The sequence below is a fragment of the Pseudomonas putida genome (genome assembly GCF_028682475.1).
Lineage (GTDB): Bacteria > Pseudomonadota > Gammaproteobacteria > Pseudomonadales > Pseudomonadaceae > Aquipseudomonas > Aquipseudomonas putida_AG.
Map to the genome: position 1 here is coordinate 51,967 of NZ_JANHLE010000021.1, position 26,211 is coordinate 78,177.

The 26,211-nt window shown below is 61.9% G+C and carries 22 protein-coding genes; 12 read left to right on the forward strand and 10 right to left on the reverse strand.

From position 1 onward, the window contains the following. Window positions 1–9: 9 nt before the first annotated feature. From glyA to speB, 10 genes are all read right to left on the reverse strand, one after another. The gene (glyA, locus tag NPS47_RS17660) at window positions 10–1,263 is read right to left on the reverse strand and encodes a serine hydroxymethyltransferase (protein WP_274296105.1); all 1,254 of its coding nucleotides are present in this window, start codon (window positions 1,261–1,263) and stop codon (window positions 10–12) included. Window positions 1,264–1,409: 146 nt separating this feature from the next. Beyond that, entirely contained in the window at window positions 1,410–4,280 is a 2,871-nt protein-coding gene (gene gcvP / locus NPS47_RS17665; RefSeq protein WP_274296106.1) for an aminomethyl-transferring glycine dehydrogenase, read from the reverse strand. Between the two features lie 14 nt (window positions 4,281–4,294). Beyond that, complete coding sequence (gene gcvH, locus NPS47_RS17670) at window positions 4,295–4,672, reverse strand: glycine cleavage system protein GcvH (protein WP_274296107.1); 378 nt, start codon at window positions 4,670–4,672, stop codon at window positions 4,295–4,297. A gap of 260 nt (window positions 4,673–4,932) precedes the next feature. Continuing rightward, window positions 4,933–6,465 carry a sigma-54-dependent transcriptional regulator gene (locus tag NPS47_RS17675; protein WP_274296108.1) on the reverse strand — a complete coding sequence of 511 codons (1,533 nt, stop codon included), beginning with the start codon at window positions 6,463–6,465 and terminating at the stop codon, window positions 4,933–4,935. 81 nt (window positions 6,466–6,546) lie between these two features. Continuing rightward, window positions 6,547–7,965, reverse strand: a complete 1,419-nt coding sequence (gene cycA, locus NPS47_RS17680) for a D-serine/D-alanine/glycine transporter (RefSeq protein WP_274296109.1) — start codon at window positions 7,963–7,965, stop codon at window positions 6,547–6,549. Window positions 7,966–8,364: 399 nt separating this feature from the next. Beyond that, complete coding sequence (gene betA, locus NPS47_RS17685) at window positions 8,365–10,050, reverse strand: choline dehydrogenase (RefSeq protein WP_274296110.1); 1,686 nt, start codon at window positions 10,048–10,050, stop codon at window positions 8,365–8,367. Between the two features lie 4 nt (window positions 10,051–10,054). Then, a complete protein-coding gene (locus tag NPS47_RS17690) occupies window positions 10,055–11,524 on the reverse strand; it encodes a purine-cytosine permease family protein (protein WP_274296111.1) in 1,470 nt (489 codons plus the stop codon). After that, a complete protein-coding gene (locus NPS47_RS17695; protein WP_274296112.1) occupies window positions 11,521–11,700 on the reverse strand; it encodes a hypothetical protein in 180 nt (59 codons plus the stop codon). Before NPS47_RS17695 ends, NPS47_RS17690 begins: the two co-directional genes overlap by 4 nt. Window positions 11,701–11,795: 95 nt before the next feature. Then, on the reverse strand, window positions 11,796–13,304 hold the full coding sequence (locus tag NPS47_RS17700) for an aldehyde dehydrogenase family protein (protein WP_274296113.1): 1,509 nt from the start codon (window positions 13,302–13,304) through the stop codon (window positions 11,796–11,798). 14 nt (window positions 13,305–13,318) lie between these two features. After that, entirely contained in the window at window positions 13,319–14,290 is a 972-nt protein-coding gene (gene speB, locus NPS47_RS17705) for an agmatinase (RefSeq protein WP_274296114.1), read from the reverse strand. Window positions 14,291–14,558: 268 nt separating this feature from the next. Between speB and NPS47_RS17710 the strand changes: the two genes are divergently transcribed. The 12 genes from NPS47_RS17710 (at window position 14,559) to NPS47_RS17765 (ending at window position 26,196) form a co-directional block, all read left to right on the forward strand. Next, complete coding sequence (locus tag NPS47_RS17710) at window positions 14,559–15,470, forward strand: LysR family transcriptional regulator (RefSeq protein WP_274296115.1); 912 nt, start codon at window positions 14,559–14,561, stop codon at window positions 15,468–15,470. A gap of 46 nt (window positions 15,471–15,516) precedes the next feature. Then, a complete protein-coding gene (locus NPS47_RS17715; protein ID WP_274296116.1) occupies window positions 15,517–15,909 on the forward strand; it encodes a GFA family protein in 393 nt (130 codons plus the stop codon). A gap of 118 nt (window positions 15,910–16,027) precedes the next feature. Beyond that, the gene (locus NPS47_RS17720) at window positions 16,028–16,666 is read left to right on the forward strand and encodes a hypothetical protein (RefSeq protein ID WP_274296117.1); all 639 of its coding nucleotides are present in this window, start codon (window positions 16,028–16,030) and stop codon (window positions 16,664–16,666) included. A gap of 224 nt (window positions 16,667–16,890) precedes the next feature. Beyond that, window positions 16,891–17,643 (forward strand): hypothetical protein, encoded by a 753-nt coding sequence (locus NPS47_RS17725; protein ID WP_274296118.1) that lies wholly within the window; start codon window positions 16,891–16,893, stop codon window positions 17,641–17,643. A 196-nt stretch (window positions 17,644–17,839) separates the two neighbouring features. Then, window positions 17,840–18,529 (forward strand): histidine phosphatase family protein, encoded by a 690-nt coding sequence (locus tag NPS47_RS17730; RefSeq protein ID WP_274296119.1) that lies wholly within the window; start codon window positions 17,840–17,842, stop codon window positions 18,527–18,529. Between the two features lie 2 nt (window positions 18,530–18,531). Continuing rightward, window positions 18,532–19,383 (forward strand): phosphatase PAP2 family protein, encoded by an 852-nt coding sequence (locus NPS47_RS17735; RefSeq protein ID WP_274296120.1) that lies wholly within the window; start codon window positions 18,532–18,534, stop codon window positions 19,381–19,383. An 83-nt stretch (window positions 19,384–19,466) separates the two neighbouring features. Further along, the gene (locus NPS47_RS17740) at window positions 19,467–21,200 is read left to right on the forward strand and encodes an ArnT family glycosyltransferase (RefSeq protein WP_274296121.1); all 1,734 of its coding nucleotides are present in this window, start codon (window positions 19,467–19,469) and stop codon (window positions 21,198–21,200) included. 111 nt (window positions 21,201–21,311) lie between these two features. Further along, the gene (locus tag NPS47_RS17745) at window positions 21,312–22,640 is read left to right on the forward strand and encodes a UDP-glucose dehydrogenase family protein (protein WP_274296122.1); all 1,329 of its coding nucleotides are present in this window, start codon (window positions 21,312–21,314) and stop codon (window positions 22,638–22,640) included. After that, entirely contained in the window at window positions 22,637–23,647 is a 1,011-nt protein-coding gene (locus NPS47_RS17750) for an NAD-dependent epimerase (protein WP_274296123.1), read from the forward strand. The genes NPS47_RS17745 and NPS47_RS17750 overlap by 4 nt, the downstream gene beginning before the upstream one ends. Then, window positions 23,644–24,387 (forward strand): glycosyltransferase family 2 protein, encoded by a 744-nt coding sequence (locus NPS47_RS17755; RefSeq protein WP_274296124.1) that lies wholly within the window; start codon window positions 23,644–23,646, stop codon window positions 24,385–24,387. The genes NPS47_RS17750 and NPS47_RS17755 overlap by 4 nt, the downstream gene beginning before the upstream one ends. Further along, window positions 24,384–24,668 (forward strand): lipid-A-disaccharide synthase N-terminal domain-containing protein, encoded by a 285-nt coding sequence (locus NPS47_RS17760; protein ID WP_274296125.1) that lies wholly within the window; start codon window positions 24,384–24,386, stop codon window positions 24,666–24,668. The genes NPS47_RS17755 and NPS47_RS17760 overlap by 4 nt, the downstream gene beginning before the upstream one ends. A gap of 4 nt (window positions 24,669–24,672) precedes the next feature. Continuing rightward, entirely contained in the window at window positions 24,673–26,196 is a 1,524-nt protein-coding gene (locus NPS47_RS17765; RefSeq protein WP_274296126.1) for an ArnT family glycosyltransferase, read from the forward strand. The last annotated feature ends 15 nt before the right edge of the window (window positions 26,197–26,211 follow it).

A 26,211-nucleotide genomic window follows, 5' to 3' on the forward strand; every position in this document is an offset into this window, starting at 1 on the left:
ACCCAGGGATCAGGCCGGATAAACCGGGAACAGCTTGCACAGCTCGGCCACCTGCCGCGCCACCTGGGCCTCGACGTCGGCGTCACCGAGGTGGTCGAGGATGTCGCAGATCCAGGTCGCCAGGGCACGGCACTCCGGCACCTGGAAACCGCGGGTGGTCACCGCCGGGGTGCCGATGCGCAGGCCCGAGGTCACGAACGGCGATTGCGGGTCATTGGGCACGGCGTTCTTGTTCACCGTGATGTGCGCGCGGCCCAGGGCGGCGTCGGCGTCCTTGCCGGTGATGCCCTGGCGGATCAGGCTGACCAGGAACAGGTGGTTGTCGGTACCGCCGGAGACCACGTCATAACCGCGCTGGCGGAAGATTTCCGCCATGGCCTGGGCGTTCTTGATGACCTGGAACTGGTAATCCTTGAAGCCCGGTTCCAGAGCTTCCTTGAAGCACACGGCCTTGGCGGCGATCACATGCATCAGCGGCCCGCCCTGCCCGCCCGGGAATACCGCCGAGTTGAGCTTTTTCTCCAGTTCGGGATCGGCCTTGGCCAGGATCAAGCCGCCGCGCGGGCCGCGCAGGGTCTTGTGGGTGGTGGTGGTGACCACATCGGCATACGGCAGCGGATTGGGGTACAGGCCCGCCGCGACCAGGCCGGCGACGTGGGCCATATCGACGAACAGAAAGGCACCGACCTTGTCGGCGATCTGACGGAAGCGCGGGAAGTCCAGGGTTTTCGAGTAGGCCGAGAAACCGGCGACAATCATCTTCGGCTGGTGCTCGACGGCCAGACGCTCGACCTCGTCGTAATCGATCAGGCCGTTGGCGTCGATGCCGTACTGCACGGCGTTGTACAGCTTGCCGGATGAGCTGACCTTGGCACCATGAGTGAGGTGACCGCCATGGGCCAGGCTCATGCCGAGGAGGGTGTCGCCGGCTTGCAACAAGGCCAGGTAGACCGCCGCGTTGGCCTGGGAGCCGGAATGTGGCTGGACGTTGGCGTAGCCTGCGCCGAACAGCTGTTTGGCACGGTCGATGGCCAGTTGCTCAACCACATCGACGTGCTCGCAACCGCCGTAGTAGCGCTTGCCCGGGTAGCCTTCGGCGTACTTGTTGGTCAGCTCGGTGCCCTGGGCCTGCATCACTTGCGGGCTGGTGTAGTTTTCCGAGGCGATCAGCTCGATATGGTCTTCCTGGCGCTGTGCCTCGCGGTGGATGGCGGCGGCCAGTGCTGGGTCGAAATCGGAGAGGGTCAGGCTCTTATGGAACATGGTGGTTTTCCTTGTTATTAGCGTTCAAGCAAATGGCAACAGCTGCCGGTAGGAGCCCGCTTGCCTGTGGGAGCGGGCTTGCCCCGCGATTGCGTGCAGCCAGTCACATCGCATCGCGGGGCAAGCCCGCTCCCACCGAGGCATCGTCAAGCGTCTTGGTAGATCGACATCGGCGGGCAGGCACAGGCCAGGTTGCGGTCGCCGTAGACGTTGTCCACGCGCCCCACCGGCGGCCAGTACTTGCTCTCGCGCAGCTCGGCCAGCGGATACACCGCCAGCTCCCGGCCATATCGATGCGGCCATTCACCCACCAGCTCGCTGGCGGTATGCGGTGCGTTCTTGAGCGGGTTGTCGAGCTTGTCCAGGCTGCCGTTTTCCACGGCGCGGATTTCCTCGCGGATGCAGATCATCGCCTCGCAGAAGCGGTCCAGCTCTTGCTTCGACTCGCTCTCGGTAGGCTCGACCATCAAGGTGCCGGCCACCGGGAAGGACATGGTCGGGGCATGGAAGCCGAAGTCGATCAGGCGCTTGGCCACGTCCTCGACGCTGATGCCGCTGCTGTCCTTGAGCGGGCGCAGATCAAGAATGCATTCGTGAGCGACCAGGCCGTTCTCGCCGGTGTAGAGCACCGGGTAGTGCTCCTCCAGGCGCCGGGCGATGTAGTTGGCACTGAGGATCGCCAGCTGCGACGCACGCTTGAGCCCTTCCCCACCCATCATGCGGATGTACATCCAGGTGATCGGCAGGATGCTGGCGCTGCCATACGGCGCAGCGCTGACCGCGCCGTGCTTGTTGTCCATGTGCGCGTGCCCCGGCAGAAACGGCGCCAGATGCGCCTTGACGCCAATCGGACCGACACCCGGACCGCCGCCACCATGGGGAATGCAGAAGGTCTTGTGCAGGTTCAGGTGCGACACGTCGCCACCGAACTTGCCCGGTGCGCAGAGGCCGACCATGGCGTTCATGTTGGCGCCGTCCAGGTACACCTGGCCGCCGTGCGCATGGATGATGTCGCAGATGCGGGTGATGCCGTCCTCGAACACACCATGGGTCGAGGGATAGGTGATCATCAGGGCGGCCAGTTGATCCGTGTGCTGCTCGGCCTTGCGTTGCAGGTCGTCAACATCGACGTTGCCGCGCTCGTCGCAGTTGACCACCACCACGCGCATGCCGGCCATCTGCGCGGTGGCCGGGTTGGTGCCATGGGCCGACGACGGGATCAGGCAGACATCGCGCCCCGCCTCGCCACGGCTGGCGTGATAGGCGCGGATCGCCAGCAGGCCGGCGTACTCGCCTTGGGAGCCGGCATTGGGCTGCAGCGACATGGCGTCATAACCGGTGGCCGCGCAGAGCATGGCCTCCAGTTCGTCGGTCAGCTGGCGGTAACCCAGCGACTGCTCAGCCGGGGCGAACGGGTGCAAGGCGCCGAACTCGGGCCAGGTGATCGGGATCATCTCACTGGCGGCGTTGAGCTTCATGGTGCACGAGCCCAGCGCGATCATGCTGCGGTCCAGGGCCAGGTCCTTGTCGGCCAGGCGTCGCAGGTAGCGCATCAGCTCGGTTTCCGAGTGATAGCGGTTGAATACCTGATGCTGCAGGAACGGCGTCTCGCGCAGCAGCTGCGTCGGCAGGCAATCGGCGGTGTCGGCGGCCACGCCAGCGAAGTCCGGAACTGCCTGACCGGGCGCAGCGAAGACTTGCCACAACGCCTCGACAGCCGCCTGCTCGCAAGTCTCATCCAGCGACAGGCCGACCCGCTGCGCGTCGATCAACCGCAGGTTCAGCTGTGCCGCGTTGGCAGCGGCCAGCACCTCGGCCACAGGGCGCGCGGTCACCACGCTGACGGTGTCGAAAAAGTGCTGCTGCTCGACCTTGTGCCCAAGCTGCAGCAGCCCGCGCACCACAATCGCCGTCAACCGGTGCACGCGCCGGGCGATCTGTGCCAGGCCCTGTGGGCCATGGTAGACCGCGTACATGCTGGCGATGTTGGCCAGCAGCACCTGCGCGGTGCAGATATTGCTGGTGGCCTTCTCGCGGCGAATGTGCTGCTCGCGGGTCTGCATGGCCAGGCGCAGGGCCGGCTTGCCGAAGCGGTCGATGGACACGCCGACCAGGCGCCCGGGCATGTCGCGCTTGAAGCTGTCACGCGTGGCGAAAAACGCCGCGTGCGGGCCGCCGAAGCCCAGCGGCACGCCAAAACGCTGGGCGCTGCCGAGCACCACGTCGGCGCCGAATTCACCCGGTGGTGTCAGCAAGGTCAGCGCCAGCAGGTCGGCGGCCACCGCCACCAGCGCGCCGGCAGCATGGGCACGTTGCACCAGGGCGCGATGATCAACGATAGCGCCGGTGCTGGCCGGGTATTGCAGCAACAGGCCGAAATAGCCCTCCAGGTTCTGATTCAACAGAGTCGACTCATCACCGATGACCACTTCGATACCCAGTGGCTCGGCACGGGTGCGCAGGACGTCGAGGGTTTGCGGATGACAATGGCTGGAGACAAAAAACGCCGGCGCCTTGCTCTTCGCCAGACGCTTGCAGAAGGTCATGGCCTCGGCGGCGGCGGTGGCTTCATCGAGCAACGAGGCGTTGGCGATTTCCATGCCGGTGAGGTCGCTGATCAGGGTCTGGAAGTTCAGCAATGCTTCCAGCCGGCCTTGGGAAATCTCCGGCTGGTACGGGGTGTACGCGGTGTACCAGGCCGGGTTCTCCAAGAGGTTGCGCAGGATTGGCGTCGGCGTGTGGCAAGGGTAATAGCCCTGGCCGATGTGATTGCGAAACAGCTGGTTGTTCGCGGCGATGTCCTTGAGCGAGGCCAGCGCCTCGGCCTCGCCCTGCCCCTGGCTCAGCTCAAGCACGCTGGTGCCCTTGATGCTGTCCGGGATGACGCTGTCGATCAGGCCGTCGAGAGTGTCATGGCCGATCAGCGCCAGCATCGCGTCTATGTCGTCCTCGCGTGGGCCGATGTGGCGGGCGATGAACTCGTTGGCGGTGGTCAGAGGGGTGGATGCAATGCTCATGTCGGCCCCCTGGCTCAGGCGTTGTCGGCCAGGAAGCGGTCGTAGCCTTCCTGGTCCATCAGGGTGTCGAGGTCGGCAGGGTTGCTGACCTGGATACGGAAGAACCAGCCGTCCTGCATCGGCGAGGCATTGACCAGCTCGGGGTCGTCGGCCAGAGCCTGGTTGACCGCCACCACGGTACCGCTCAGGGGCATGCTGATGTTGCTGGCGGCCTTCACCGACTCCAGCACCGCGACTTCATTGCCCTCGCCGTACTCGCCCGGCTCCGGCAGCTGAACGAACACCACGTCCCCCAGGGCCTCCTGGGCGTAGGTGGTGATGCCGACGGTCAGCTCGCCAGTCGCTTCCAGGCGCAGCCATTCGTGTTCGGGAGTAAAACGCAGCGTGGTCATGGATCTTCCTCTCTTGTTATCAGGTGGGTCCTTGTGCAGGACTAATTGATACAAGAGCAAGGGCAGTGCCAACTTAATAAAATCGTTATATTTCAGCTAGTTATGTGAAATAACCAATCAACCTCAAGCCTCTGCGCTGGAGCGAAATCGCTCCGCTACATGAACCCGGCAGCCAGCCCTGACGGGATTGGCCAATGAAGCCGCGGCCCACGCCCGACTGGAGCACAATCACTCCAGTGGAGCGTATTCGAACCAGACTGCTACGAGACCCGGCTGGCGATGCCGTATTTACGCAAGCGCTGGCCGATGGCCGTGTGCGAAGTCTGCAGGCGCACCGCCAGTTGCCGGGTCGAGGGATAGGCCGCATACATCGTTTCCAGCAACGTCTTTTCGAAACCCTGCACAGCCGCTTCCAGGCTGGTGACTTGCGGTACTTCGGGCTGCTGGTTGTTCAGAGCGGTACCGGCCAGTTCCAGGTCGTCGCAATCGATCACCTCGCCTTCGCTGATGGCCGCGGCGCGGAAGATCACGTTCTGCAACTGGCGCACGTTGCCGGCCCAGCGATTACCCAGCAGCAGCGGATGGGTGGCCAGCGCCAGCCGGCACGGCGAGCGCTGGATCTGCGCGCAGGCCTGACGCAGGAAGTGCTCGGCCAGCAGCAGGATGTCGCGGCCGCGCTCGCGCAACGGCGGCACCAGCAGATTGAGCACGTTGAGGCGGTAGTAGAGGTCTTCGCGAAAGCTGCCTTCGACCACCATGTTTTCCAGGTTGCGGTGCGTCGCGCAGACCACCCGCACATTCACCCGCACCTCGCCGCCACCACCGACCCGGCGAAAGCTGCCGTCACTGAGAAAGCGCAGCAGCTTGGCCTGCAGGTACGGCGACATCTCGCCCACTTCGTCGAGGAACACCGTGCCACCGTCGGCCAGTTCCAGCAGGCCCGGCTTGCCGCCGCGCTGGGCGCCGGTAAAAGCACCGGCGGCATAGCCGAACAGCTCGCTCTCGGCCAGGCTCTCCGGCAACGCCGCGCAGTTAAGCGCCAGGAAGGACGCATCGCGGCGCACGCTCAATGCATGGCAGGCACGCGCCACCAGCTCTTTACCAGTGCCGGTTTCGCCTTGAATCAACAGCGGCGCTTCCAGGCTTGCCACCTTGTGCAGACGCGCCTTGAGCTCCTTGAGCGGCGTCGACTCACCGAGCAGCGCCTGCAGCCCTTCGGCATGATCGTGCAGCAGCGAAGCCAGGCGCTCGCCGATACGACTGGGCGGATACAGGGTCAGCAGGCCGCCCACCAAAGCATCGGCGCCGCCGCTGATTGGCGTGGCCTCCAGCAACAACGCCTGGCCCTGCAGGCTCACCTCGCACATCGGCAGGCGAAAGCCCTTGTCGATCAGGGTCTGCGCCAGCTCGGGTTCGGCGAACAGCCGGGACAGCGGCTCACCGGCTGGCTCGCGACCGACCAGGCTGACCAGCGTTGGATTGGCCAGCAGCACATGGCCACCGGGGTCCACCGCCAGCACCGGATCGCTCATCGCTGCAAGCAAAGCCTCCAGTTGCAAGTGCCGGCGCTGGCCGGGGAGAAAGTCGACAAGCTCCACCGCCTGGACCCCGACCACCCGCATCAAGGCGTCGTGAAGTTCGTCCAGCACAGCCTGTGACAACGCCGGTGCATCGATATAGACGTTGGGCGGGATCATTTCCACCGCGTCCAGGTTGAGGTTGCGCGCGCCCAGCAACGCCAGGATCTCCTGGGTGATGCCAACGCGGTCGATGAAGGTGACGTGAATGCGCATGACGACTCCCTGGTTGTACAAAGACCACAGGGGGACGGCCTCTTGTGCCGTCCCCCCGGGGTAAAAACGTGAATGTGGCGATCAGTCCGCGTCGTAGGACAACTGCACGCCCTCCGACTTTTTCTGACGCATCGAGCGGTAAGCCAGGCCGAGGATGACGAACCACACCGGGACGAACACCAGCGCCTTGCGGGTGTCTTCTTCCAGCGCCAGCAGGGCCAGCATCGCCACGAAGAAGACCAGGCAGGCCCAGCTCATGAAGATACCGCCCGGCATGCGGTATTTTGAGGCGCGATGCAGGTGCTCGCGCTGCTTGCGGTAGGCCAGGTACGACAGCAGGATCATCGACCAGACGCACATGAACAGGATCGCCGACACCGTGGTGATCAGGGTGAAGGCATCGAGCATGTTCGGCACCAGGTAGATCACCAGCGCCCCCGCCGACAGGCAGACACAGGAGAAGATCAGACCGTTGGAAGGCACTGCGCGGCTGGACAGCGCCTTGAACTTGCCAGGCGCATCGCCATCCACCGCCAGGCCATAAAGCATGCGGCTGGTGGAAAAGACGCCGCTGTTTGCCGAAGACGCGGCAGAGGTGAGGACCACGAAATTGATGATCCCGGCCGCCGCCGGCAGACCGGCCAGGACGAACAGCTCGACAAACGGGCTCTTGTTGGCGACCACATCACGCCATGGCGTCACGGCCATGATCGCGACCAAGGCGAACACATAGAAAACAATGATGCGCAGCGGAATCGAATTGATCGCCCGTGGCAGGTTGCGTTCAGGGTTTTTGGTTTCTGCGGCGGTGGTCCCTACCAGCTCGATCCCGGCAAAGGCGAAGATCGCAATCTGGAATCCGGCGAAGAAGCCCATGGCGCCATGGGGGAACATGCCGCCGTCATTCCACAGGTTGGCCAGCGACGCAACATCACCGGCAGGTGACTGATAGGCGGCGACCACCATGTACAGGCCGGTGCAGACCAGTGCGCAAATCGCCACGATCTTGATCATCGCGAACCAGAATTCCAGTTCACCGAACATCTTCACGGTCAGCAGGTTGAGCGAAAGCAGCAGCCCCACACAACTGAGTGCCGGCAACCATTGCGGGATATCCGGGAACCAGAACTGTGAATAGGCGGAGATGGCGATAACGTCGGCAATGCCGGTCACTATCCAGCAGAACCAGTAGGTCCAGCCGGTGAAAAAGCCTGCCCAGGGTCCCAAGAGATCAGCGGAAAAATCGATGAACGACTTGTACTTGAGGTTGGACAACAGTAACTCGCCCATTGCCCGCATGACAAAGAACAGCATGAAACCGATGATCATGTAGACAAAGATGATCGAGGGACCCGCCAGGCTGATGGTCTTGCCGGAGCCCATGAACAGGCCGGTGCCGATGGCACCCCCGATAGCGATCAGCTGGATATGGCGGTTGGATAGATTACGTTGGAGTTCGTGCGCTTCGCTGTCAGGCGAACCCGGCGTCGAGTTTTTCATTAGGCTTTACCTTGCTAGTTTAATTGTTTTTATAACGTCACAAGTTCAAACACCTCAGCCGGTGCGGCGGAGTGCCAATGAAAGAGCAAGCTCTATGCCAGGCGAAAACGCGTGGTTTTATGCGGTGTTGTGTTCAGTGGCTGTAATGAAGTCACTCCATGAAAAGTGGTTAATCAGGCTGTTCACAGGTGCTGAAGCGTCGTAACGCCTGCGCTCGGGCCCACTGTAGCGGTTTCGCTCCAATGGAACGCATTCAGTCCGGCGTGTGAGAGCAGCTAACTGTGGGAGCTGGCCTTGCCAGCGATGCAGACGCCGCGCAGCGCCTGACACCGCAGCGATCCTATCGCCGGCAAGGCCGGCTCCCACAAGAACAGCAGTGTCCCTGGCACTAGCGGGTCGTCAGGCACTTACCTTGCGCTTCGGTGCGCGGCTGCGCTGTTCTTCTTCCCAACCCTCCACCAGACCGACCGGTGCTTGGGACGGCGCCAACGGCTCGCGCCCGCGCACAAGGTCCGCAGCCCTTTCGGCCAGCATGATGGTCGGCGCGTTGAGGTTGCCGTTGGGCTCGCTGGGGAATACCGACGAGTCGATCACCCGCAGCCCCTGCAGCCCGCGCACACGCAGTGAAGAATCAACCACCGCCATGTCATCCTCACCCATGCGGCAAGAACCACAGGGATGCATGGTGCTTTCCATGTTGGCGCGCACGAAGGCGTCGATTTGCTCATCGGTCTGCACCTGCGGCCCCGGCGCCAGCTCCTCGCCGCGGAAGCGGTCCATGGCCGGCTGGGCGATGATTTCCCGGGTCAGGCGCACGCAGCGGCGAAAGCCCTCGCGGTCCTCTTCGCTCTCCAGGTAGTTGAAACGGATTTCCGGGTGCTGATACGGGTCGGCCGACAGGGCCCGCACATGGCCACGGCTCTTGGGCTTGTTCGGCCCGGTCAGCACCATGAAACCGTGGCCCTTGAACGGTTTGTCGCCGTCGTAGCGCATCGCTGCCGGCAGGAAGTGAAACTGGATGTCCGGCCAGCGCAGGCCCTTGGACGAGCGGATGAAACCGCCCGCCTCGAAATGGTTGCTGGCACCCAGGCCATCCTTGAACAGCAGCCAGCGCAGGCCGATCATCGCCTTGCCCAGCAGGTTCATTTTGCCGTTGAGCGTCACCGGCTCCTTGCAGGCGTACTGGATGTAGATTTCCGAGTGGTCCTGAAGGTTTTCACCGACCCCTGGCAAGTCGTGGCGCACTTCGATACCGGCCTTTTTCAGCACCGCTTCCGGGCCGATGCCCGAGCGCTGCAACAGGTGCGGCGAGCCGATCGGGCCGGACGATACCAGCACCTCGCGGTTGCAATAGACCTTGTGGGTCAGGCCGCCTTCGTCGTACTCCACGCCCACCGCACGCTTGCCGTCGAGCAGAATGCGTCGGGTCATGGCATGGGTGACCACGGTCAGGTTGGGCCGGGTCATGGCCGGGCGCAGGTAGGCATTGGCGGTGGACCAGCGCACGCCGTCCTTGACCGTCATGTGCATGGCGCCGAAGCCTTCCTGCATGTAGCCGTTGCAGTCATCGGTCTTGATGTAGCCAGCCTCGGCACCGGCCTCCACCCAGGCGCCGTACAACGGGTTCTGCATGTTGTTGCCGTTGTTGGTGGCCAGCGGCCCTGCCCCGCCGCGATAGTCATCGCCACCGAACTTGTAGGTCTCGGCGCGCTTGAAATACGGCAGGCAGTTTCGGTAGCCCCAGTTCTTCGCGCCCAGGCTTTCCCATTCGTCGAAGTCACAGGCGTGGCCACGGATGTAGACCAGGCCGTTGATCGACGAGGAACCGCCCAGCACCTTGCCCCGTGGGCAGTGCAGGCGCCGGCCGTCCAGGTGCGGCTCGGCGACTGTCTCGTAGCGCCAGTTGTACTTCTTGGTGTTCATCGGCAATGAGAACGCACTGGGCATCTGGATCAGCACACTGCGGTCGCTGCCGCCGAACTCCAGGACCAGCACCGAAGTACCGGCGTCCTCGGTCAGGCGGTTGGCCAGAACGCAGCCGGCAGAGCCCGCACCAATAATGATGTAGTCGTATCGCTTGTTCATGGTTTTAATCCTTTGCGCCGAAGCCTGCGGCCTCAATGTTGCGTTCTTTGCCCTTGGAGTAGCCGCCCCAGCCCAGCCGCGTGGCCAGTAATCGGGTCAGCCCGTAGTGCACCAGCCCGGCCAGCAGGCAGGACGGCAGCGATGCGGTAGCGAAGGTGAAGAAGCTGGTATTGGCCAGTGTCTGCGGGTTGAACACCACCACATAGATCGCGAACCCGGCCACCAGCGCCAGCAGTGCGATGGGGTTGAAACCCTTGCAGAAGCGCACCGGCGACGCGCCTTCCGCTGCATACACATGGCGCAGGTTGACGCGCTGGTGACGCAGGAAGAAGTAATCGGCGATGCCGATACCGGCCAGCGCACTGTTCAAGGCCGAGGTCCATACCAGGAAGATGAAGAAGCCGTCGTAGATGCCCGGAAAGCACAGCACGATGAGCACCGGAAGCACGCAAAACAGCCCGATCAGTACTCCCCAGCGCACACTGCGCAAGCGCTCGCCGGCCAGTTGGCGCAGGCCGATGACGGCGGTGTAGAGGATGTTGACCATGCCGGTCAGGTTGGCCAGCGCGAGGAAACTCAAGGCCACCACGCCGAAGCCCACACCACCGGCCAGGCGCATCCAGGCGGTAGGGTCGCTGCTGCCCAGGGTGGACGCGGCGAACAGGCTGACGGTTTCGCCCAGCGCGGCGGCGCCGAAGATGCCCACCAGGTTGGGCCAGAACGCCGTGCGCTGGTTGCTGCACAAGCGCGACAGGTTGCCGATGTACGGCCACCAGGAGAAGCCGGCGGCGATGTTGATTTCCACGGCGATCATGAAGTTGATGCGCTGATCGGCAAACGGCGGCTGCAACGGCGGCATGGCCAGCAGCTCGGCGAAGCTGAAGCGCTGGGAGATGAAGTACATCAGCGCCAGCATGATCAGGATCAGGCTGGGCGCGATCACTGCGCTCAAGCGGCGGATCATGTCCGGCCCGCGCATCGCCACCAGCGCCGCCAGGACAATGGCCAGCAAGCCACCCGCCGGTACCAGCCAGCCGTCGCCGTCGGGCTGGCTGTGCTGCACCAGGGTGTCGAGGTTGTCCAGCGCCCGCCCGCACATCAGCCCCAGCACCGCCAGCCAGCCCATGGTCAGCACCACCACCGACAGTACATAGACCAGGCGGCTGCCGTTGATACCGAACATGCTGCGCAGGTAGGTGAACTGCTCGACACCGTATTTGCCACACGGCAGGCAGGTGGACGAGGCGGCGAGAATCACCCCGATGATGTTACCGATAACGATCGCACTGATGCCTTGCAAGGGCCCGACGAACAACGCCGTGGCGCCACCGATCAGAAACACCCAGGTGGCCACCGCCAACGCCGAGTTGGCATAGGCAAAGCCCCAGAAGCCCCACACCCGCTCGCTGGGCAGCAACGGGGTATCGCCGCGTTCGGCGCTCAGGCGAAATTCCTGCTCTCTGGACTGGCTCATGGGTGGCCTCCCAGAAAGTAGGCACCGGCAACCATCACCAGGGTCAGCAGGGCCAGCGCGAGAAAATCACCAGCGCTCAATGCGCCGGGCCAGTCCGCCCTGCGCTCCAGTTCTTCATAGGCGCGTATGCGCCGGTCCAGGTCTTGCGCACGCTCTACATCCACTTGGCTGTTCATGGGCATCACCTCGATAGGTTCTTGTTCTTGAAATACGATGCATGTGAAACCCGCGCCGCCCGCCAACCGTCAGCGACGCAGGTTTGCCCTGTGCCTCAGGGCAAGGTGATCCAGACCGCCTTGGTCTCCAGCAAGAACTCCAGTTGTTCGGCGCCCATGTCCTTGCCATAGCCCGACTGCTTGTAGCCACCGAACGGCATGGAAGGGTCCAGGGTGCTATGGGCGTTGACGTAGACCGTGCCGGCACGCAGTTGCGGAATAAGGCCGTGAACCCTGCCCAGGTCATTGGAGTAGATCGCCGCCGCCAGGCCGAACACCGAATCGTTGGCCAGGGCCAGCGCCTGCTCCTGAGTGTCGAACGCTGCGGTCACCAGCACCGGGCCGAAAATCTCCTCGCGGACAACGCGCATGTCGTTGTTGCAATCGGCGAAGATCGTCGGCTGTACGAAGAAGCCCGGGCCTTCGAGCGGTTCGCCGCCGTAGTACAGCTGCGCCCCTTCGGCCTTGCCCAACGCGATGTAATCCAGCACCCGCTGCTGTTGCTGACGCGACACCATGGGGCTGATGAAGCAGTCCGGGTCCAGGCCTGGAGCGATCTTCAGGGTCGCCGTGTACCTGGCCAATGCTTCGAGGAATGCGGGGTAGATGCTGCGTTCGACGTAGGCGCGGGTACCGGCATCGCAAACCTGCCCCGAGTTGAAGAACACACCGTTGGCGACCGCCTCGGCCGCCGCCTCGATATCGGCATCGGCGAACACGATCACCGGCGACTTGCCGCCGAGTTCAAGGGTCAGGCGCTTCATCTGGTCCATCGCCGCCTTGCCCACCGAGCAGCCCACCGGGGTGGAGCCGGTGAAGCTCAGTTTGTCGATGCCCGGATGGCTGGACATCGCCTCGCCGACCACGCTGCCGCGCCCGGTGACGATGTTCAGCACGCCGTCGGGAATGCCCGCCTCCTGGACCAGCTCGGCGAAACGCAGGGCTGATAGCGAAGTCAGTTCGGCCGGTTTGACCACCACGGTGCAGCCGGTGGCCAGGGCCGCGCCAAGCTTCCAGGCCATGGTCTGCAACGGGAAATTCCACGGCACGATGGCGCCGACCACGCCCACCGCTTCCTTGCGGGTGTAGGCCAGATAATTGCCGGGCAGCGAGGGTTCGACGGTGCGGCCGTGAATCTTGCTGGCCCAGCCGGCGAAGTAGCGCAGCGTATCGACCGTGCCCTGGATATCCACGGCACGCGCCTGGGCGACCGATTTGCCCATGTCGATGGACTCGATCTGCGCCAGTTCGTCGCCATTGGCGTCGATCAGGTCGGCCAGACGATGAATCAGGCGCTCGCGCTCCAGCGGCTTGAGCTGGCTCCAGGGGCCGCCGTCGAACTGCGCACGAGCAGCACGCACCGCGCGGTCCAGGTCTTCAGCGGTGCCCATCGGTATACGCGTCAGCACACCCTCGGTAGACGGCTCGATGACCTCGGCGCTGGCACCGTCACTGGCCTCAAGCCACGCCCCACCGATGAACATACGCTGAGGTTTGCAGAGAAAACGCTGGGTAGCCTCGGAAACGCCGAAGGCTTGCAGGTAGGTTTTTACCTTGTTGTCCACGGGAAGTCTCCGGATCAGCGCGCGTTGGCGCGCGCGTGGAAGATAAAGCCGATGCTGTTCATCAGCAGCTGCGCGGCGAGGATCGAGGTAACGCCTGCCGGGTCGTAGGCCGGCGCCACTTCCACCAGGTCCATGCCGACGATCCGGCCCTGACTGCGCCGGGCCAGGGCCTGGATGATTTCCAGCACTTCGTAGTAGAAGAAGCCGCCATGGCTCGGTGTCCCGGTGCCCGGGGCAATGGACGGGTCGAAACCGTCGATGTCGATGGTGATGTAGTAGTCGCGGCCCTCGGGGATCTTCGCCAGCACACCTTCGCAACCCAGGCGGCGCACATCGCGCACCGAGAGGATCTGCGAGCCGGCGTCGCGGGCGGCATCGTAGTCGTCGCGGTTCGAGGAAGACACGTTGCGGATGCCCATCTGGGTCATGCCGACGATATGGTCCAGCTCCGAGGCGCGGCGCAGCGGGCTGCCGTGCCCGTAGCGCACGCCGTGGCGTTCATCGACAAAGTCCAGGTGCGCATCGAAATGCACGATGTGGATCGGCCCGCGCCCTTCGAACGCCTTGATCACCGGTGCGTGGATCGAGTGGTCACCGCCCAGCACCACGGGCATGGCGCCTGCTGCGAGGATCTGGCGCACGGCCGACTCGATGTTGGCGTTGCTCGATTCCATGTCGGTATGCACGATATCGGCATCACCGACATCGACCATGCGCAGTTGGTCATCGGTCAGATAGGTGGCGTCATCTTCAAAGTCGTAGGCGCCGGCATGACCGAAGGAGAACAGCGTCGATGCCTCGCGGATGCCGCGTGGTCCGAAACGTGCGCCGGAGCGCCATTGGGTACCCATGTCGTTGGGCGCGCCAAGGATCGCCACGTCGGCATCGATAGCCGCCCAGTCGGTGCAAATCGGCGACTTGGCGAAGGTGCAATGGCCCACGAAGGGCAGGTTCAGACGGCCGGATTCATAACCGTGCTTTGCCATGTTCGAGTTTCTCCACGTTATTGTTCTGGTCAGGAGACGGGGCGACTGCTCGACCACCGTTGCAGCCACTATGGCGGCAGGCCGGTGAGGGAAAAATGCGCAAGTGCAGATGCATACATCGCCGGAGCCGAAGTATCCGTACGGATGTCAGCCCCCCGCAAAACAGCCATTGCGGTCGGCACACGCCCATGGTTAGCTTGGAAAAAAACAACAGTGCCCGTGCGTTCATATCAGCCGCCGCGATGTGACGCCCGACCGGGAGGCCTTGGTGATCCAGCTCCACGACGTCGACCTGAAACTGCTCAGGGTTTTTACCACCATTGTCCGGTGCGGCGGCTTTTCCGCCGCGCAGGCCGCGTTGAACGCCGGCCAGTCGACAATCAGCGAGCAGATGACGCACCTGGAAACCCGCCTGGGGGTCAAGCTCTGTCAACGCGGGCGCAGTGGTTTTCGCCTCACCGAGCAAGGCGTGGCCATTCATGAGGCGACCCTGAAGTTGCTCAGCGCGGTGGAGAGCTTCTGCCTGGACGCCGACGTGCTCAAACAGCACATCAGCGGCAAGCTCAACCTCGGCATCATCGACTCCACCCTCACCGACCCCGACTCGCCGCTGCCGCGTACCACCCAGCGCTTTGTCTCGCGCGGCCACGATGCTCATCTGCATATCTACATCGGTGCCCCTGCGGAACTGGAGGAACGGGTGCTGGACGGGCGTCTGCACCTGGCCATCGGTCACTTTCCCCTGCGGGTATCGGGGTTGTCCTACCTGCCGCTCTACAACGAAGCCCTGGGGCTCTACTGTGGCCGCCGCCACCCGCTGTACGCCAGCAAGGCGTCGAACGGTCGCCTGCTGGAGGACGTTCGCGCCTGCCGTATCGTCGTGCGTGGTTACATGAATGAGTACGACCTGGAGCAACTGGGCGTGACCAAGGCCGCTGCCACGGTCGAGAACATCGAGGCGGCGGCGATTCTGATCATTTCCGGCGCCTATGTCGGCTTCCTGCCGGTGCACTTCGCCGAGCAGTGGGTCAAGACCGGCGAGATGCGCCGCCTGGGTGCCAGCGCGCTGGACCTGACCTCGCCGTTCGACGTCATCACCCGTCGCGGCGTGTCGCCGCCACCGATCCTGCACGCCTTCCTCGAAGACCTCGCCGCCTGCATGCACCAGCCACTGCCTTGAGCGGGTCTGCTACTGTTGCAACAGCAGTTTTCAAAGGAGGCGCAACATGGACTCTTTCACCGGCGGTTGCCTCTGCGGCAACGTACGAATCGTGGCCTCGGGGCGCCCCTACCGGGTCGGCCTTTGTCATTGCCTGGACTGCCGCAAGCACCACGGCGCGCTGTTCAACGCCTCGGCAATATTCCCTCAGGATGCAGTGACCATCGAGGGCGAGACGCACCAGTACGCCGGCCGTCATTTCTGTCCCCGCTGCGGCTCGTCGGTGTTCGCCCGCAGCGCCGACGAGATCGAGGTACACCTGGGTGCCCTCGATACTCCGGATCAACTGATACCCACCTATGAAAGCTGGATTGTCCGCCGCGAATCCTGGTTGCCGGCGTTTGCGCTCAGCAGACGCTACCCGCGCGATCGCGATCCCAGCGGGCGCTTTGAGTCGTAACCCTTCCCCGCCCGCTCATAGCCGTACTCTTGCCAGCCGATAGTAAAAATCTCTTGTACTAACCCCGGGCGGGAGGAAGATGGTGTGATCAGCGACCTGCTCAAACAAGGCCTGAATCATGAACGCTCGCCCGCGCTGCACTGCCTTCCATGAAGCAGGCCACGTCCTGGCCTTCTGGTGGAATGGCCAGCGCATCAAGCGAGTGACAGTACGCACCCGTGCCGAAGCACTGATCGGCCCGATGCTTGATCTGCGCGGCAACCTGCAAGCGGTCAAGGGCCTGGTGGAGGCTGAGTACCTGGTACCATTCCCCGCCTTCGAACCACCGAGCATCGCTGAACACCTGCCCTCGATGATCGACACCCTTGAGCGCGACCTGGTGGATTGCTTTTCGGGACCGGTGGCCGAAGCCATCTACAGACACTGTCCACTCGACAGGTGCCTGCAGCGTAGCGGCGCCGGTGACCACCAGCGCGCCATGGAACTGATCCGCTTGCTTCCGGCGCGCAGGGTACTCGACGCTGAGCCCCTGGCCATCGCCCGGGCCAGCTGCCTGGTGCATCGGTACTGGTCGGTTGTCAGTGCTGTCGCACAGTTTCTGCATGCCCAGGGCACGGTCAATGGCGAGGAAATCAGCGCTCTGTTGTGCCAGCTCAGCGGCGAGTCACCGACACCGCTGGGCAACCTGCTGAGCACCCTCGACACACGTCATCATCGTCATCCCGCCACCCGGTTACGGCCTGTCTGCCTGGCGTGATACGCGGTGGACTATTTCAGTACCGCTCAAGCGATCCGTGCTGACGTTTCCGGAGTCTCCCTAAAACCCCGATAATCACTGAATGGTTGTTGCAATGTTTTTTTTATAATTGCTTAACCTATTTTTTACCGAACGAAATCCACTCTGCGCGCCGTATTGCTTATGAAACTTGTTCGCCTTAACGAAGGGCGGCCACATCAAACAATTCTGGAGCGCGCGATCGAATGAACAAACTTCCACAGATTACCCTGGCCTTCTGGGTCATGAAAATCTGCGCAACTACCTTGGGCGAAACAGCAGGCGACCTGCTGTCCATGACACTTAACGTGGGCTATGCAATCAGCTCATTAATCCTGATCAGCGTGTTTCTGCTGACCCTGGCAACACAATTGTTATCCAAGGCCTATCACCCGGCGCTTTACTGGATAGTCATACTGTCGACCAGCACCGCGGGCACAACCATGTCCGACTTCATGGATCGCACCCTCGGGCTGGGTTATGCCACCGGTTCGATGATTCTGATCGCTGTCCTGCTGGCCATCTTTGCCCTGTGGCGCCTGAGCGGCGACTCGCTGAACGTGAACAAGATCCAGACCTTGCGTGGCGAAATTTTCTACTGGATGGCCATCCTGTTTTCCAACACCCTGGGGACTGCGCTGGGGGATTATCTGGCAGACGATTCCGGTCTTGGATTTGCCGGGGGCGCCTTGTTTATCGGCTCAACCATTGGCGTAGTAGTGCTGGCCCGCTACTTCACCAAACTCTCCCCAGTGCTGTTGTTCTGGGCAGCATTCGTCCTGACCCGGCCATTCGGTGCAACCCTTGGTGATTTCCTGACCAAGCCCCATGAAAAAGGCGGCCTGGATTTCGGCACCATTGGCTCGTCGCTGGTACTGGGTGGGGTGCTGCTGGCGATGATTGTCCTGGCTTCGACCCTCAAAGCGCGCAACGAGCGCGCCGTTGCACAGCTCTCCTGACCAACACGCAGCAGAAAAAAGAGCAGGCCATTACAGCTTCTGCTCTTTTTTCAGTGTTGGGCCTGGAAGACCAAAGTTGGCGGGGCGCGGTTACTAAGGTTTTTTTTACATTTATTTCACTCCTCCCCGACACACCGCTCCCTACAGTGCCGTGACTCTGTGCCGCGAGCACTCATCCTGTGTTCGGAGTGAACATATGTTGCAGGAGCTCATCAGACACCCCAGGTTGTCTCAACGCTTAAAGTCGCATGTACGGTTGCCAGGCAAGCTTCTGGTCATCGCCCTCTGTGCCCTGATTGCGTTAGTGCTTTTCTGCACATGGAACTCCACACGGGCGCGAATCCCGCAGCTGGAAAGTGATCAACAGATTGTCAGCAGCGGGATCTATGCTGAATGGGCCAAAGGCAATGTCATGGTCCTGATTCGCCACGCAGAGCGCTGCGATCATTCACACAACCCATGTTTGAACGATCCCACGGGTATTACCGTTGCCGGTAGCCAAGTGGCGACAGAAGCGGGGAAAGGATTTCAGTCGTTGGGCTTGAAAAATGCTCGAGTGCTAAGCAGCCCTGAGGTGCGGGCCCAACAAACAGCGGGCTTCATGTTCGGCCCGGCCATTGCCACACAAGACTGGCTCAACCAATGCGATAGCAGTTATGCCAACAAAGCCTTCAGCCACAAACAGCCGGGACACAACCTGGTGCTGGTCACCCACAGCAGCTGCATCGACGAGCTTGAACAAAGCTTTCAGGTTCCCGACAGCGAACGCTCAAGCGCCTATACCAGCGCACTGTTCGTCGCCATGGACACCAACGGCAAGGCCCGGATTCTCGGGCAAATGAATGCCGATAAATTGCGCAACCTTGTCACTCACCCAGGGAATTGAACATGCCCCCCGCTTCTCGCGCCCGCTATTACTTGGCCAATCTGGGCTTGCCGCTGCTGTTGGCGCTGGTGGTCTTTATATGCTTTGACCTCACCACAGCGGACCGATTGATCAGCAATATGCTGCTTGACCCGGCGACGGGGCAATTCCCTTTATTGCATGATCAATGGTTTGAAAAAGTCACGCACAAGTGGCCGAGGATATTGCCTGACTGGACAGGCGAGTTGTCGATCATCGGTGCACTGTTGTCGTTCGTATGGCCGCGTCTTTCCGGTAATCCCCAGGCGCCGATGACCCGTCTGCTGGTCGCGACCCGAATTGCACCGGTATTGCGTTTTACCACGCGCTATCGCCGTGACTTCCTGTTTATTATCGTCGCCTTCGCCTTGTCCACCGGGGTGATTCACTTCCTGAAAAGCCACACCGGTGTGTATTGCCCGGTGGAGACCACGCTATATGGCGGCCCGCATCCGCACCTGGAGTGGTTTAGCAACTTCAACTTGCTGGAGAAGGCAGCTGACGGCCGCTGCTGGCCAGGCGGGCACGCCTCCAGTGGTTTCACCCTGCTGGCACTGTATTTTGTCGCCCTGCGCCACCGCTGGCCGCATTCGCGCAAACTCCTGGCGGCTATCCTGTTGATCGGTTTCGTTTACGGAACAACCCGGGTGCTACAGGGTTGGCACTATATGTCGCATACCTTCTGGGCGGGTATTTTTGTCTGGCTGACGACGTGGGTAACTGCCCTGGCGTTTTATGGTCGTCTGGCGTTACAAGCCGCACCGCAACACTTGGACAGCAGGTCATCGGTGCAGGTTTTAAACACAGTCTCACCTGTTCCGGACCCCGACAGTTAAAACGGCCAGATTAAAAACCAATTCAATAACTTGCAGATAATAAAAAGCGTACAACCTGACGCCAGCCTACGTGAAGTACCTGGTTGAAGGAATACAAAAACGCTCAGCTATTTCTGTTTCAAACGTCGTTACTGCCAACTACAAGTCGCGGTTCAGGTCGGGAATTGTTTATGGTTTTGCTTGCTGAAAGAATAAGAATAATTCGCAGCATTGAACAAAAGTGGTGGCTGGCTAGTTTACTGCTGGTACTGTTTGCCGCGTCGCTATGGGCCAGGCCGCTATTGCCGATCGACGAGACCCGGTATGCCGCTGTTGCCTGGGAAATGCACATCACCGGTAACTGGCTGGTGCCGCATATCAATGGCGAGCCCTACAGCCATAAACCGCCATTGCTGTTCTGGCTGATCAACATTGCCTGGCTGGTCATCGGCGCCTATGACTGGGTGCCGCGCCTGGTCGGGGTGCTGATCGCCTTTGCCGACCTGTGCCTGCTGCAAGTGCTGGCGAACAACCTGTGGCCTGATCGCCCCACGCTCGTGAAGACGGCCACCTGGCTGCTGCTGGGTTGCCTGACATTCACATTCTTCAGCACCGTACTGATGTTCGACCTGTTGATGATGGCAACGGTATTGATTGCCCTGATCGGATTGGTGCGAGCAGCCAGAGGAACACCTTCGGCCTGGGGGTTGTTCGCCGTGGGTGTCGGGCTTGGCCTCCTGGCCAAAGGCCCTGCGGTATTTCTCTATCTTATGCCTTGCGCCCTGCTGGCAAAGTGGTGGGCCCGCCGCGCGCCCATTGCCATCGGATGGCGCTGGTACTGGCATTTGCTCCTGGCGACGCTGCTCGGTATCGCCATCGCCCTGATCTGGGCGATACCGGCAATCGAGCAAGGCGGCGAGGAGTACCGGCAGATGATTCTGTGGGGGCAAACCACAGGGCGCATGGCCAGGGCCTTCGCTCACGCACGCCCATGGTGGTGGTACCTGCCCCTGCTGCCGGTCATGTTTCTGCCGTGGACACTTTGGCTGCCTCTGTGGCGGCAAATACCCACGATCTGGCGTAACACCGGCTTGGCAGAACGCTTTTGCGTGGCCTGGTTCGCCCCCGGCCTGCTGGCATTTTCGCTGATCAGCGGTAAACAGATTCATTACCTTGTGCCCCTGTTCCCTGCCTTGGCGCTACTGGGCGCTAGCTGTCTGCAGCAGGCATCCCAGCCTTCGCGGCTGGGCAAGGTGCTGCCCGTGCTGCCGTTCTTGATCGCCGGCGCCCTTGCCGCCTGTGCCCCGCTGTTGGCCAGCCACTTCGGCTGGCCAACGTGGGTGAGGCAGCTGTCACCGCTGCCAGGCGTCGGGCTGATGCTCCTTGCCCTGGCGGCCCCTGTTTGGTTGAACGGGCCAAACGGCGCGGCGCGTCTGAGCGTGCTGACAGTGCTGTTTGTTGCCTTGGCGCACGTTGGCATCCTGCGCGAGGCCGTGACTGACCATGCCATGCCCGGGATGAACGCATTTCTGGCAGAGCAGGCAAAACAGGGCACCCCCATAGGCTTTTCCGAAGATTTCCGCGACCAGTACCCCTTCACCAGTCTCCTCGGACAGCCAGCCCAACTCGTCCCTTTCAAACATGAACTCGCCTGGGCCAAGGCAAACCCCCAGGGCGTGCTGGTCATGGAGCAGAAAGGGCTGGCGGCGCAAACATTGCTACATGCTGAAGCATTTGAACCCAGCGGTTCACGGCACATCGTGGCGTGGCGCGCCCAGACGTTATTGGACAACCCGTCCTGGGCCGCTCGGCGCCCTGACGCGCAGAGCCACTATTAGCGTAGGCACTCACACCGGTTCATCAGTCTGTTACCACAGCAGACGATAGTGCGGCACAAGGTAAATCACGTGTTTTCTTCGTTTTATGGATTGCTTGGGGAACGGTAATAAATGAAGGTCACAGTTTTTGGCACTGGATACGTCGGTCTGACACAGGCTGCGTGCCTGGCACGGGTCGGGCACTCGGTGTGTTGCGTCGACGTCAATCAAGAGCGGATCGCCGCCCTGCGCGCAGGCGAATGTCCGATCTTTGAACCAGGGCTTCCCGAACTTTTGCGCAAAGGGCTCGACAGCAACCGTCTGCACTTTACGACTGATGCAGTAGAGGCCAGCCGCTTCTCCGACATTGTTTTTATTGCCGTGGGCACCCCGCCGAACGCCGACGGCTCGGCTGATTTGAGCCAGGTGTTCGCCGTTTTGCAGACCCTGCTGGAACATGCCGACGGGCCACGAATCATTGTCAACAAATCGACATCACCGGTGGGTACTGTCGACCGCCTGCTCAGTGAAATCGCTGCCAGCCCCAAACGCGACCTGGGCTTTGAGGTCATCAGCAATCCGGAGTTCCTCAAAGAAGGCTCTGCGGTCGACGATTGCCTGCGACCAGACCGGATCGTCATTGGCGGTGCCAGCGCGCACGCACTCGAACAATTGCGCGAGCTCTATCTGCCCTTCAGCCGCAATCGTGAAAAGATCGTCGAAATGGATGCGCGCAGTGCCGAGCTGACCAAGTACGCAGCGAACTGCCTGTTGGCCACCAAGATTTCATTCATCAATGAAATGGCCAATCTGGCGGAACAGGTCGGGGCCGATATTGAGCAGGTTCGTTTGGGGATCGGTTCCGATCCACGCATTGGCTATGACTTTATCTACGCCGGCTGTGGTTTCGGCGGTTCGTGTTTCCCGAAAGACTTGCGTGCCTTGCTCAAGGTCACCGAACAAGCCGGTATGCAGGCGACTTTGCTGACCGCCGTGGAGCAGGTCAATTATCGACAGAAACACCGGCTGTTCGAGAAAATTCATCGCCATTACGCCGGATCGTTGTCCGGCAAGGTCTTCGCGGTATGGGGATTGGCGTTCAAACCCAATACCGATGACATCCGCGAAGCCACCAGCCATGTACTGCTGGAGGCACTCTGGGCAGCAGGTGCCTGTGTCCAGGCGCACGATCCGCAAGCCATGCCCGCCATGTTGCAACACTACGGTCCGCGAGACGATCTACGCCTGGTCTCAAGCAAGGAGCAGGCGCTGGAAGGTGCCGATGCGTTGGTGGTGGTCACGGAATGGCAGGATTACCGGGTCCTGGATCTGGACCAGCTACGTGCTCAACTGCAGGATCAGGTGGTGTTCGACGGCCGCAACCTGTTCGTCCCGCAGACGCTGCTCGAGGCAGGTATTGTCTACTACGGAATTGGCCGTGGACAGGAGCCAAGATCATGACCGTACTGGTCACCGGCGCTGCCGGTTTCATTGGTTTCCACGTGGCACGGCGCCTGTGCGAACAAGGCATCGAGGTGGTCGGCATCGACAACCTCAACGATTATTACAGCGTGGCGCTCAAGCAGGACCGCCTGGCCATTTTGCAAAAAATGCCCGGCTTCACCTTCAAGCGCCTGGACATCACCGACGCTGCAGGCCTTGCCGAGGTGTTCAATAGTCACCCCTTCGAGCAGGTCATACACCTTGCGGCGCAAGCGGGGGTGCGCTACTCGCTGGAGAACCCGCACGCCTACGGCCAATCCAACCTGGTGGGGTTCATCAACCTGCTCGAAGCCTGCCGCCACCAGCGCACCAGCCATTTGATCTATGCGTCCAGCAGCTCCGTGTACGGTACGAACGAGCAGATGCCGTTTCAGGTCAGCGATGCGGTCGATCACCCCATATCGCTCTACGCCGCCACCAAGCGGGCCAACGAACTGATGGCCCACAGCTACTCGCACTTGTATCAGCTGCCGACCAGCGGGCTACGCTTCTTCACCGTCTATGGCCCCTGGGGCCGTCCCGACATGGCCTTGTTCAAGTTCACCGAGGCGATGCTCGCCGGCCAGCCAATCGATATCTACAACCACGGTGAGATGGCCCGGGACTTTACCTACATCGACGACATCGTCGAAAGCATCTGCCGCCTTCGTGACCGCCCGCCCGTGGCCACGGACAACACGGCGCCCTACCAACTGTTCAATATTGGCCGCGGCCACCCCGTCCCGCTGCTGGCGTTCGTCGACGCGCTGGAGAAGGCTTTGGGCATCCGCGCGCAACGCCGACTGCTGCCACTACAGCCCGGCGATGTGCTCAAGACCTGGGCCGATGTTTCGGCACTGACGCAATGGGTCGGTTACCAACCCCAGGTGTCGGTCGAAGCCGGCGTACAGGCATTTGTGCAGTGGTATCGCGACTATTTCCAGGGCGAGTCCTGCCCTTCTCTTACCCAACAGGAACAGCGATGACCGAGCGCATTTCTCTCTCCGTACTCATCCCGGCCAAGAACGAAGCCGCGAACTTGCCTGGGCTGCTCAAAGAAATCCGCAGCGCCTTGCAGGGCGAGGCCTATGAAATCATCGTGGTCGACGACGGCAGCACCGACGGCTCGTTGAAGTTGCTCGGCGAGCTTATGCGCGGCGAAATGCCTGAGTTGCGGCTCCTCGAGCACAAGCGCTCGCTGGGCCAGAGCACCTCGATCTATCACGCGGCTCAGGCAGCCCGCGGCACCTGGCTGGCAACCCTGGACGGCGACGGCCAGAACGACCCTGCAGACATTCCTGGCATGTTGGCGCTGGCCCGCACTCGGCAGGAAGGTGATGACGCCGTTCAGTTGATTGCCGGGCATCGGGTCAACCGCAAGGACACCGCCAGCAAACGCTGGGCCTCGCGCTTTGCCAACGGCCTGCGCCGGCGCTTGCTCAAGGACGCCACGCCTGACACCGGGTGCGGGCTCAAGCTGATCGACCGCAAGGCTTTCCTGGCACTGCCTTATTTCGATCACATGCATCGCTACATTCCGGCGCTGATCCAGCGCCATAACGGACGCATGCTGGTTCACCCGGTCAATCACCGGCATCGTCAGGCGGGTGTGTCCAAGTACGGAAACCTTGATCGTGCCCTGGTGGGGATTGTCGATCTGTTCGGCGTCTGGTGGCTGATCCGCAGAACACGCCTGAATGTGACGGCCCAGGAGGTTCAACCATGAAATTCAATAGCGAGACCTTATGGCTGGTGCTCGGCTTTGCCGGGCAGGTGGTGTTCACCGGCCGCTTCGTCCTGCAATGGCTGTACAGCGAGTACAAAAAGCAAAGCGTGATCCCCGTGGGATTCTGGTACCTGAGCATGCTTGGCAGTGCCCTGCTGCTGATTTATGCGATCTACCGCGAAGACCCGGTGTTCATTGCCGGGCAAGCCTTCGGGCTGCTGGTGTACCTGCGCAATCTTCAGTTGATCAACCAACAGGCCAAGAACCTCAAGGAAGAATGAGACCGTGCGACTATTTTTGTCTCCCCGCCGTGAAGGCTTGTTTCTGGTAGTACTGGCTGTCGTGCTGGTGGGTGCAGGGCTCGGTCTGCGCCTGCCACAGAACGTCGATGAGGAACGGTTCCTGGGCGTAGCCCTGGAAATGCTGCAGAACGGTAGCTGGTTCGTTCCGCACCGGGCTGCAGAAATCTATGCCGACAAGCCACCGCTGTTCATGTGGGCGATCGCTTTCTTCACCTGGCTCACCGGTAGCCCCAACATCGCGCTGTACCTGCCTGGCCTGCTATCAGCCGCGACGGCCACCGCCGTGCTCTACGACCTGGGCCGACGCCTGTGGAACCGGCGCACCGGGCGCAACGCGGCCTTGCTGTTTCTGGCCACGTACCAGACCTACAGTATCCTGCGCACGGGTCAGATCGACAGTTTCCTGTGCCTGTGGGTGGCGCTAGGGTTCTACGGTCTGGTCAGGCACTTGCTGTTAGGCCCGTCCTGGCGCTGGTTCTATATAGGCTGTGCGGCCATGGGGTTTGGCATCATCAGCAAAGGCGTGGGCTTCGTTCCCGCCCTGATGCTGATCCCCTACGCCTATGCCGTTCGCAAAGGCTGGCCTGGGGTGGTGGCAATGCCCGGGCAGGCCGGCCGATGGGCGCTGGGCTTGTTGGTGGTACTGGCCGCGTGCTGCGTGTGGCTGGCGCCGATGGTGATTTCGGTGGTGCGCGATGGCAACCCGGAGGGGTTGGCCTACCTGCGCGAGATTCTGCTGCATCAGACCGCGAACCGCTACGCCAATGCCTGGGATCACCGCGAACCGTTCTGGTACTTCTTCGTCAAGGTCATTCCCAAATACTGGCTGCCCATCGTTCTTGCCCTGCCCTGGCTGATTCCGGCCTGGCGTCGACAACTGCAAAAACAGGATGGCCGGACCTTGGTGCTGCTTGGCTGGGTCCTGCTGGTCGTGCTGTTCTTCAGCCTGTCGACCGGCAAGCGCAAGCTGTACATCTACCCTGCCCTGCCTGGATTGGTTCTGGTTGCCGCGCCGCTGCTGCCGTGGCTGCTCAAACGCTGGTTCGCACACCGACCGCTGGCGCGTCGGGTGTTCACCGGCGTCGCAGTACTGTGGTTCTGCCTGTGGTTCGCCCGTGGGTTCATCGAACCTGTAAAGGACGGACTCAACCCGCACCAGCGCTTGATGGCCCAGGCCGCAGCAGTGACCCGCGGCGCTGATCTGGTACTGGTCAACTGGCGCGAAGGTCATTGGCTGTATGCCCGCCAACCCATCGTGCATTTCGGCTTCATGCAACATTCAACGGTCGAGCAGGCCGCCGGTTGGCTGCAGTTGCACCCAGGTGCCTATGCGCTTGTCCCTGGGGTGAAACTGGCCAATTGCTTCGACCCGGAAAAAGCCCATGCGCTGGGTGCGACATCCCGTGCCGATTGGTTCGTGGTAGGTGCCGACGCCGACAATGGTCGCTGCCGTCCTGCACCACCCGAGAGCGTTTTCCGCTTCGACTGGAATCTCGCTGTTCGTTGACCCTGCCTCTTCGGC

Bases quoted from the DNA above. Each gene is read 5' to 3' on its own strand.
- NPS47_RS17760 (WP_274296125.1), top strand. From the start codon at position 24,384: ATGAAATTCAATAGCGAGACCTTATGGCTGGTGCTCGGCTTTGCCGGG.
- NPS47_RS17695 (WP_274296112.1), bottom strand. From the start codon at position 11,700: ATGAACAGCCAAGTGGATGTAGAGCGTGCGCAAGACCTGGACCGGCGC.
- NPS47_RS17745 (WP_274296122.1), top strand. From the start codon at position 21,312: ATGAAGGTCACAGTTTTTGGCACTGGATACGTCGGTCTGACACAGGCT.
- NPS47_RS17690 (WP_274296111.1), bottom strand. From the start codon at position 11,524: ATGAGCCAGTCCAGAGAGCAGGAATTTCGCCTGAGCGCCGAACGCGGC.
- cycA (WP_274296109.1), bottom strand. From the start codon at position 7,965: ATGAAAAACTCGACGCCGGGTTCGCCTGACAGCGAAGCGCACGAACTC.
- betA (WP_274296110.1), bottom strand. From the start codon at position 10,050: ATGAACAAGCGATACGACTACATCATTATTGGTGCGGGCTCTGCCGGC.
- NPS47_RS17755 (WP_274296124.1), top strand. From the start codon at position 23,644: ATGACCGAGCGCATTTCTCTCTCCGTACTCATCCCGGCCAAGAACGAA.
- gcvH (WP_274296107.1), bottom strand. From the start codon at position 4,672: ATGACCACGCTGCGTTTTACTCCCGAACACGAATGGCTGCGCCTGGAA.
- speB (WP_274296114.1), bottom strand. From the start codon at position 14,290: ATGGCAAAGCACGGTTATGAATCCGGCCGTCTGAACCTGCCCTTCGTG.
- NPS47_RS17750 (WP_274296123.1), top strand. From the start codon at position 22,637: ATGACCGTACTGGTCACCGGCGCTGCCGGTTTCATTGGTTTCCACGTG.
- gcvP (WP_274296106.1), bottom strand. From the start codon at position 4,280: ATGAGCATTGCATCCACCCCTCTGACCACCGCCAACGAGTTCATCGCC.
- NPS47_RS17675 (WP_274296108.1), bottom strand. From the start codon at position 6,465: ATGCGCATTCACGTCACCTTCATCGACCGCGTTGGCATCACCCAGGAG.
- glyA (WP_274296105.1), bottom strand. From the start codon at position 1,263: ATGTTCCATAAGAGCCTGACCCTCTCCGATTTCGACCCAGCACTGGCC.
- NPS47_RS17730 (WP_274296119.1), top strand. From the start codon at position 17,840: ATGTTGCAGGAGCTCATCAGACACCCCAGGTTGTCTCAACGCTTAAAG.
- NPS47_RS17720 (WP_274296117.1), top strand. From the start codon at position 16,028: ATGAACGCTCGCCCGCGCTGCACTGCCTTCCATGAAGCAGGCCACGTC.
- NPS47_RS17725 (WP_274296118.1), top strand. From the start codon at position 16,891: ATGAACAAACTTCCACAGATTACCCTGGCCTTCTGGGTCATGAAAATC.
- NPS47_RS17715 (WP_274296116.1), top strand. From the start codon at position 15,517: ATGGACTCTTTCACCGGCGGTTGCCTCTGCGGCAACGTACGAATCGTG.
- NPS47_RS17735 (WP_274296120.1), top strand. From the start codon at position 18,532: ATGCCCCCCGCTTCTCGCGCCCGCTATTACTTGGCCAATCTGGGCTTG.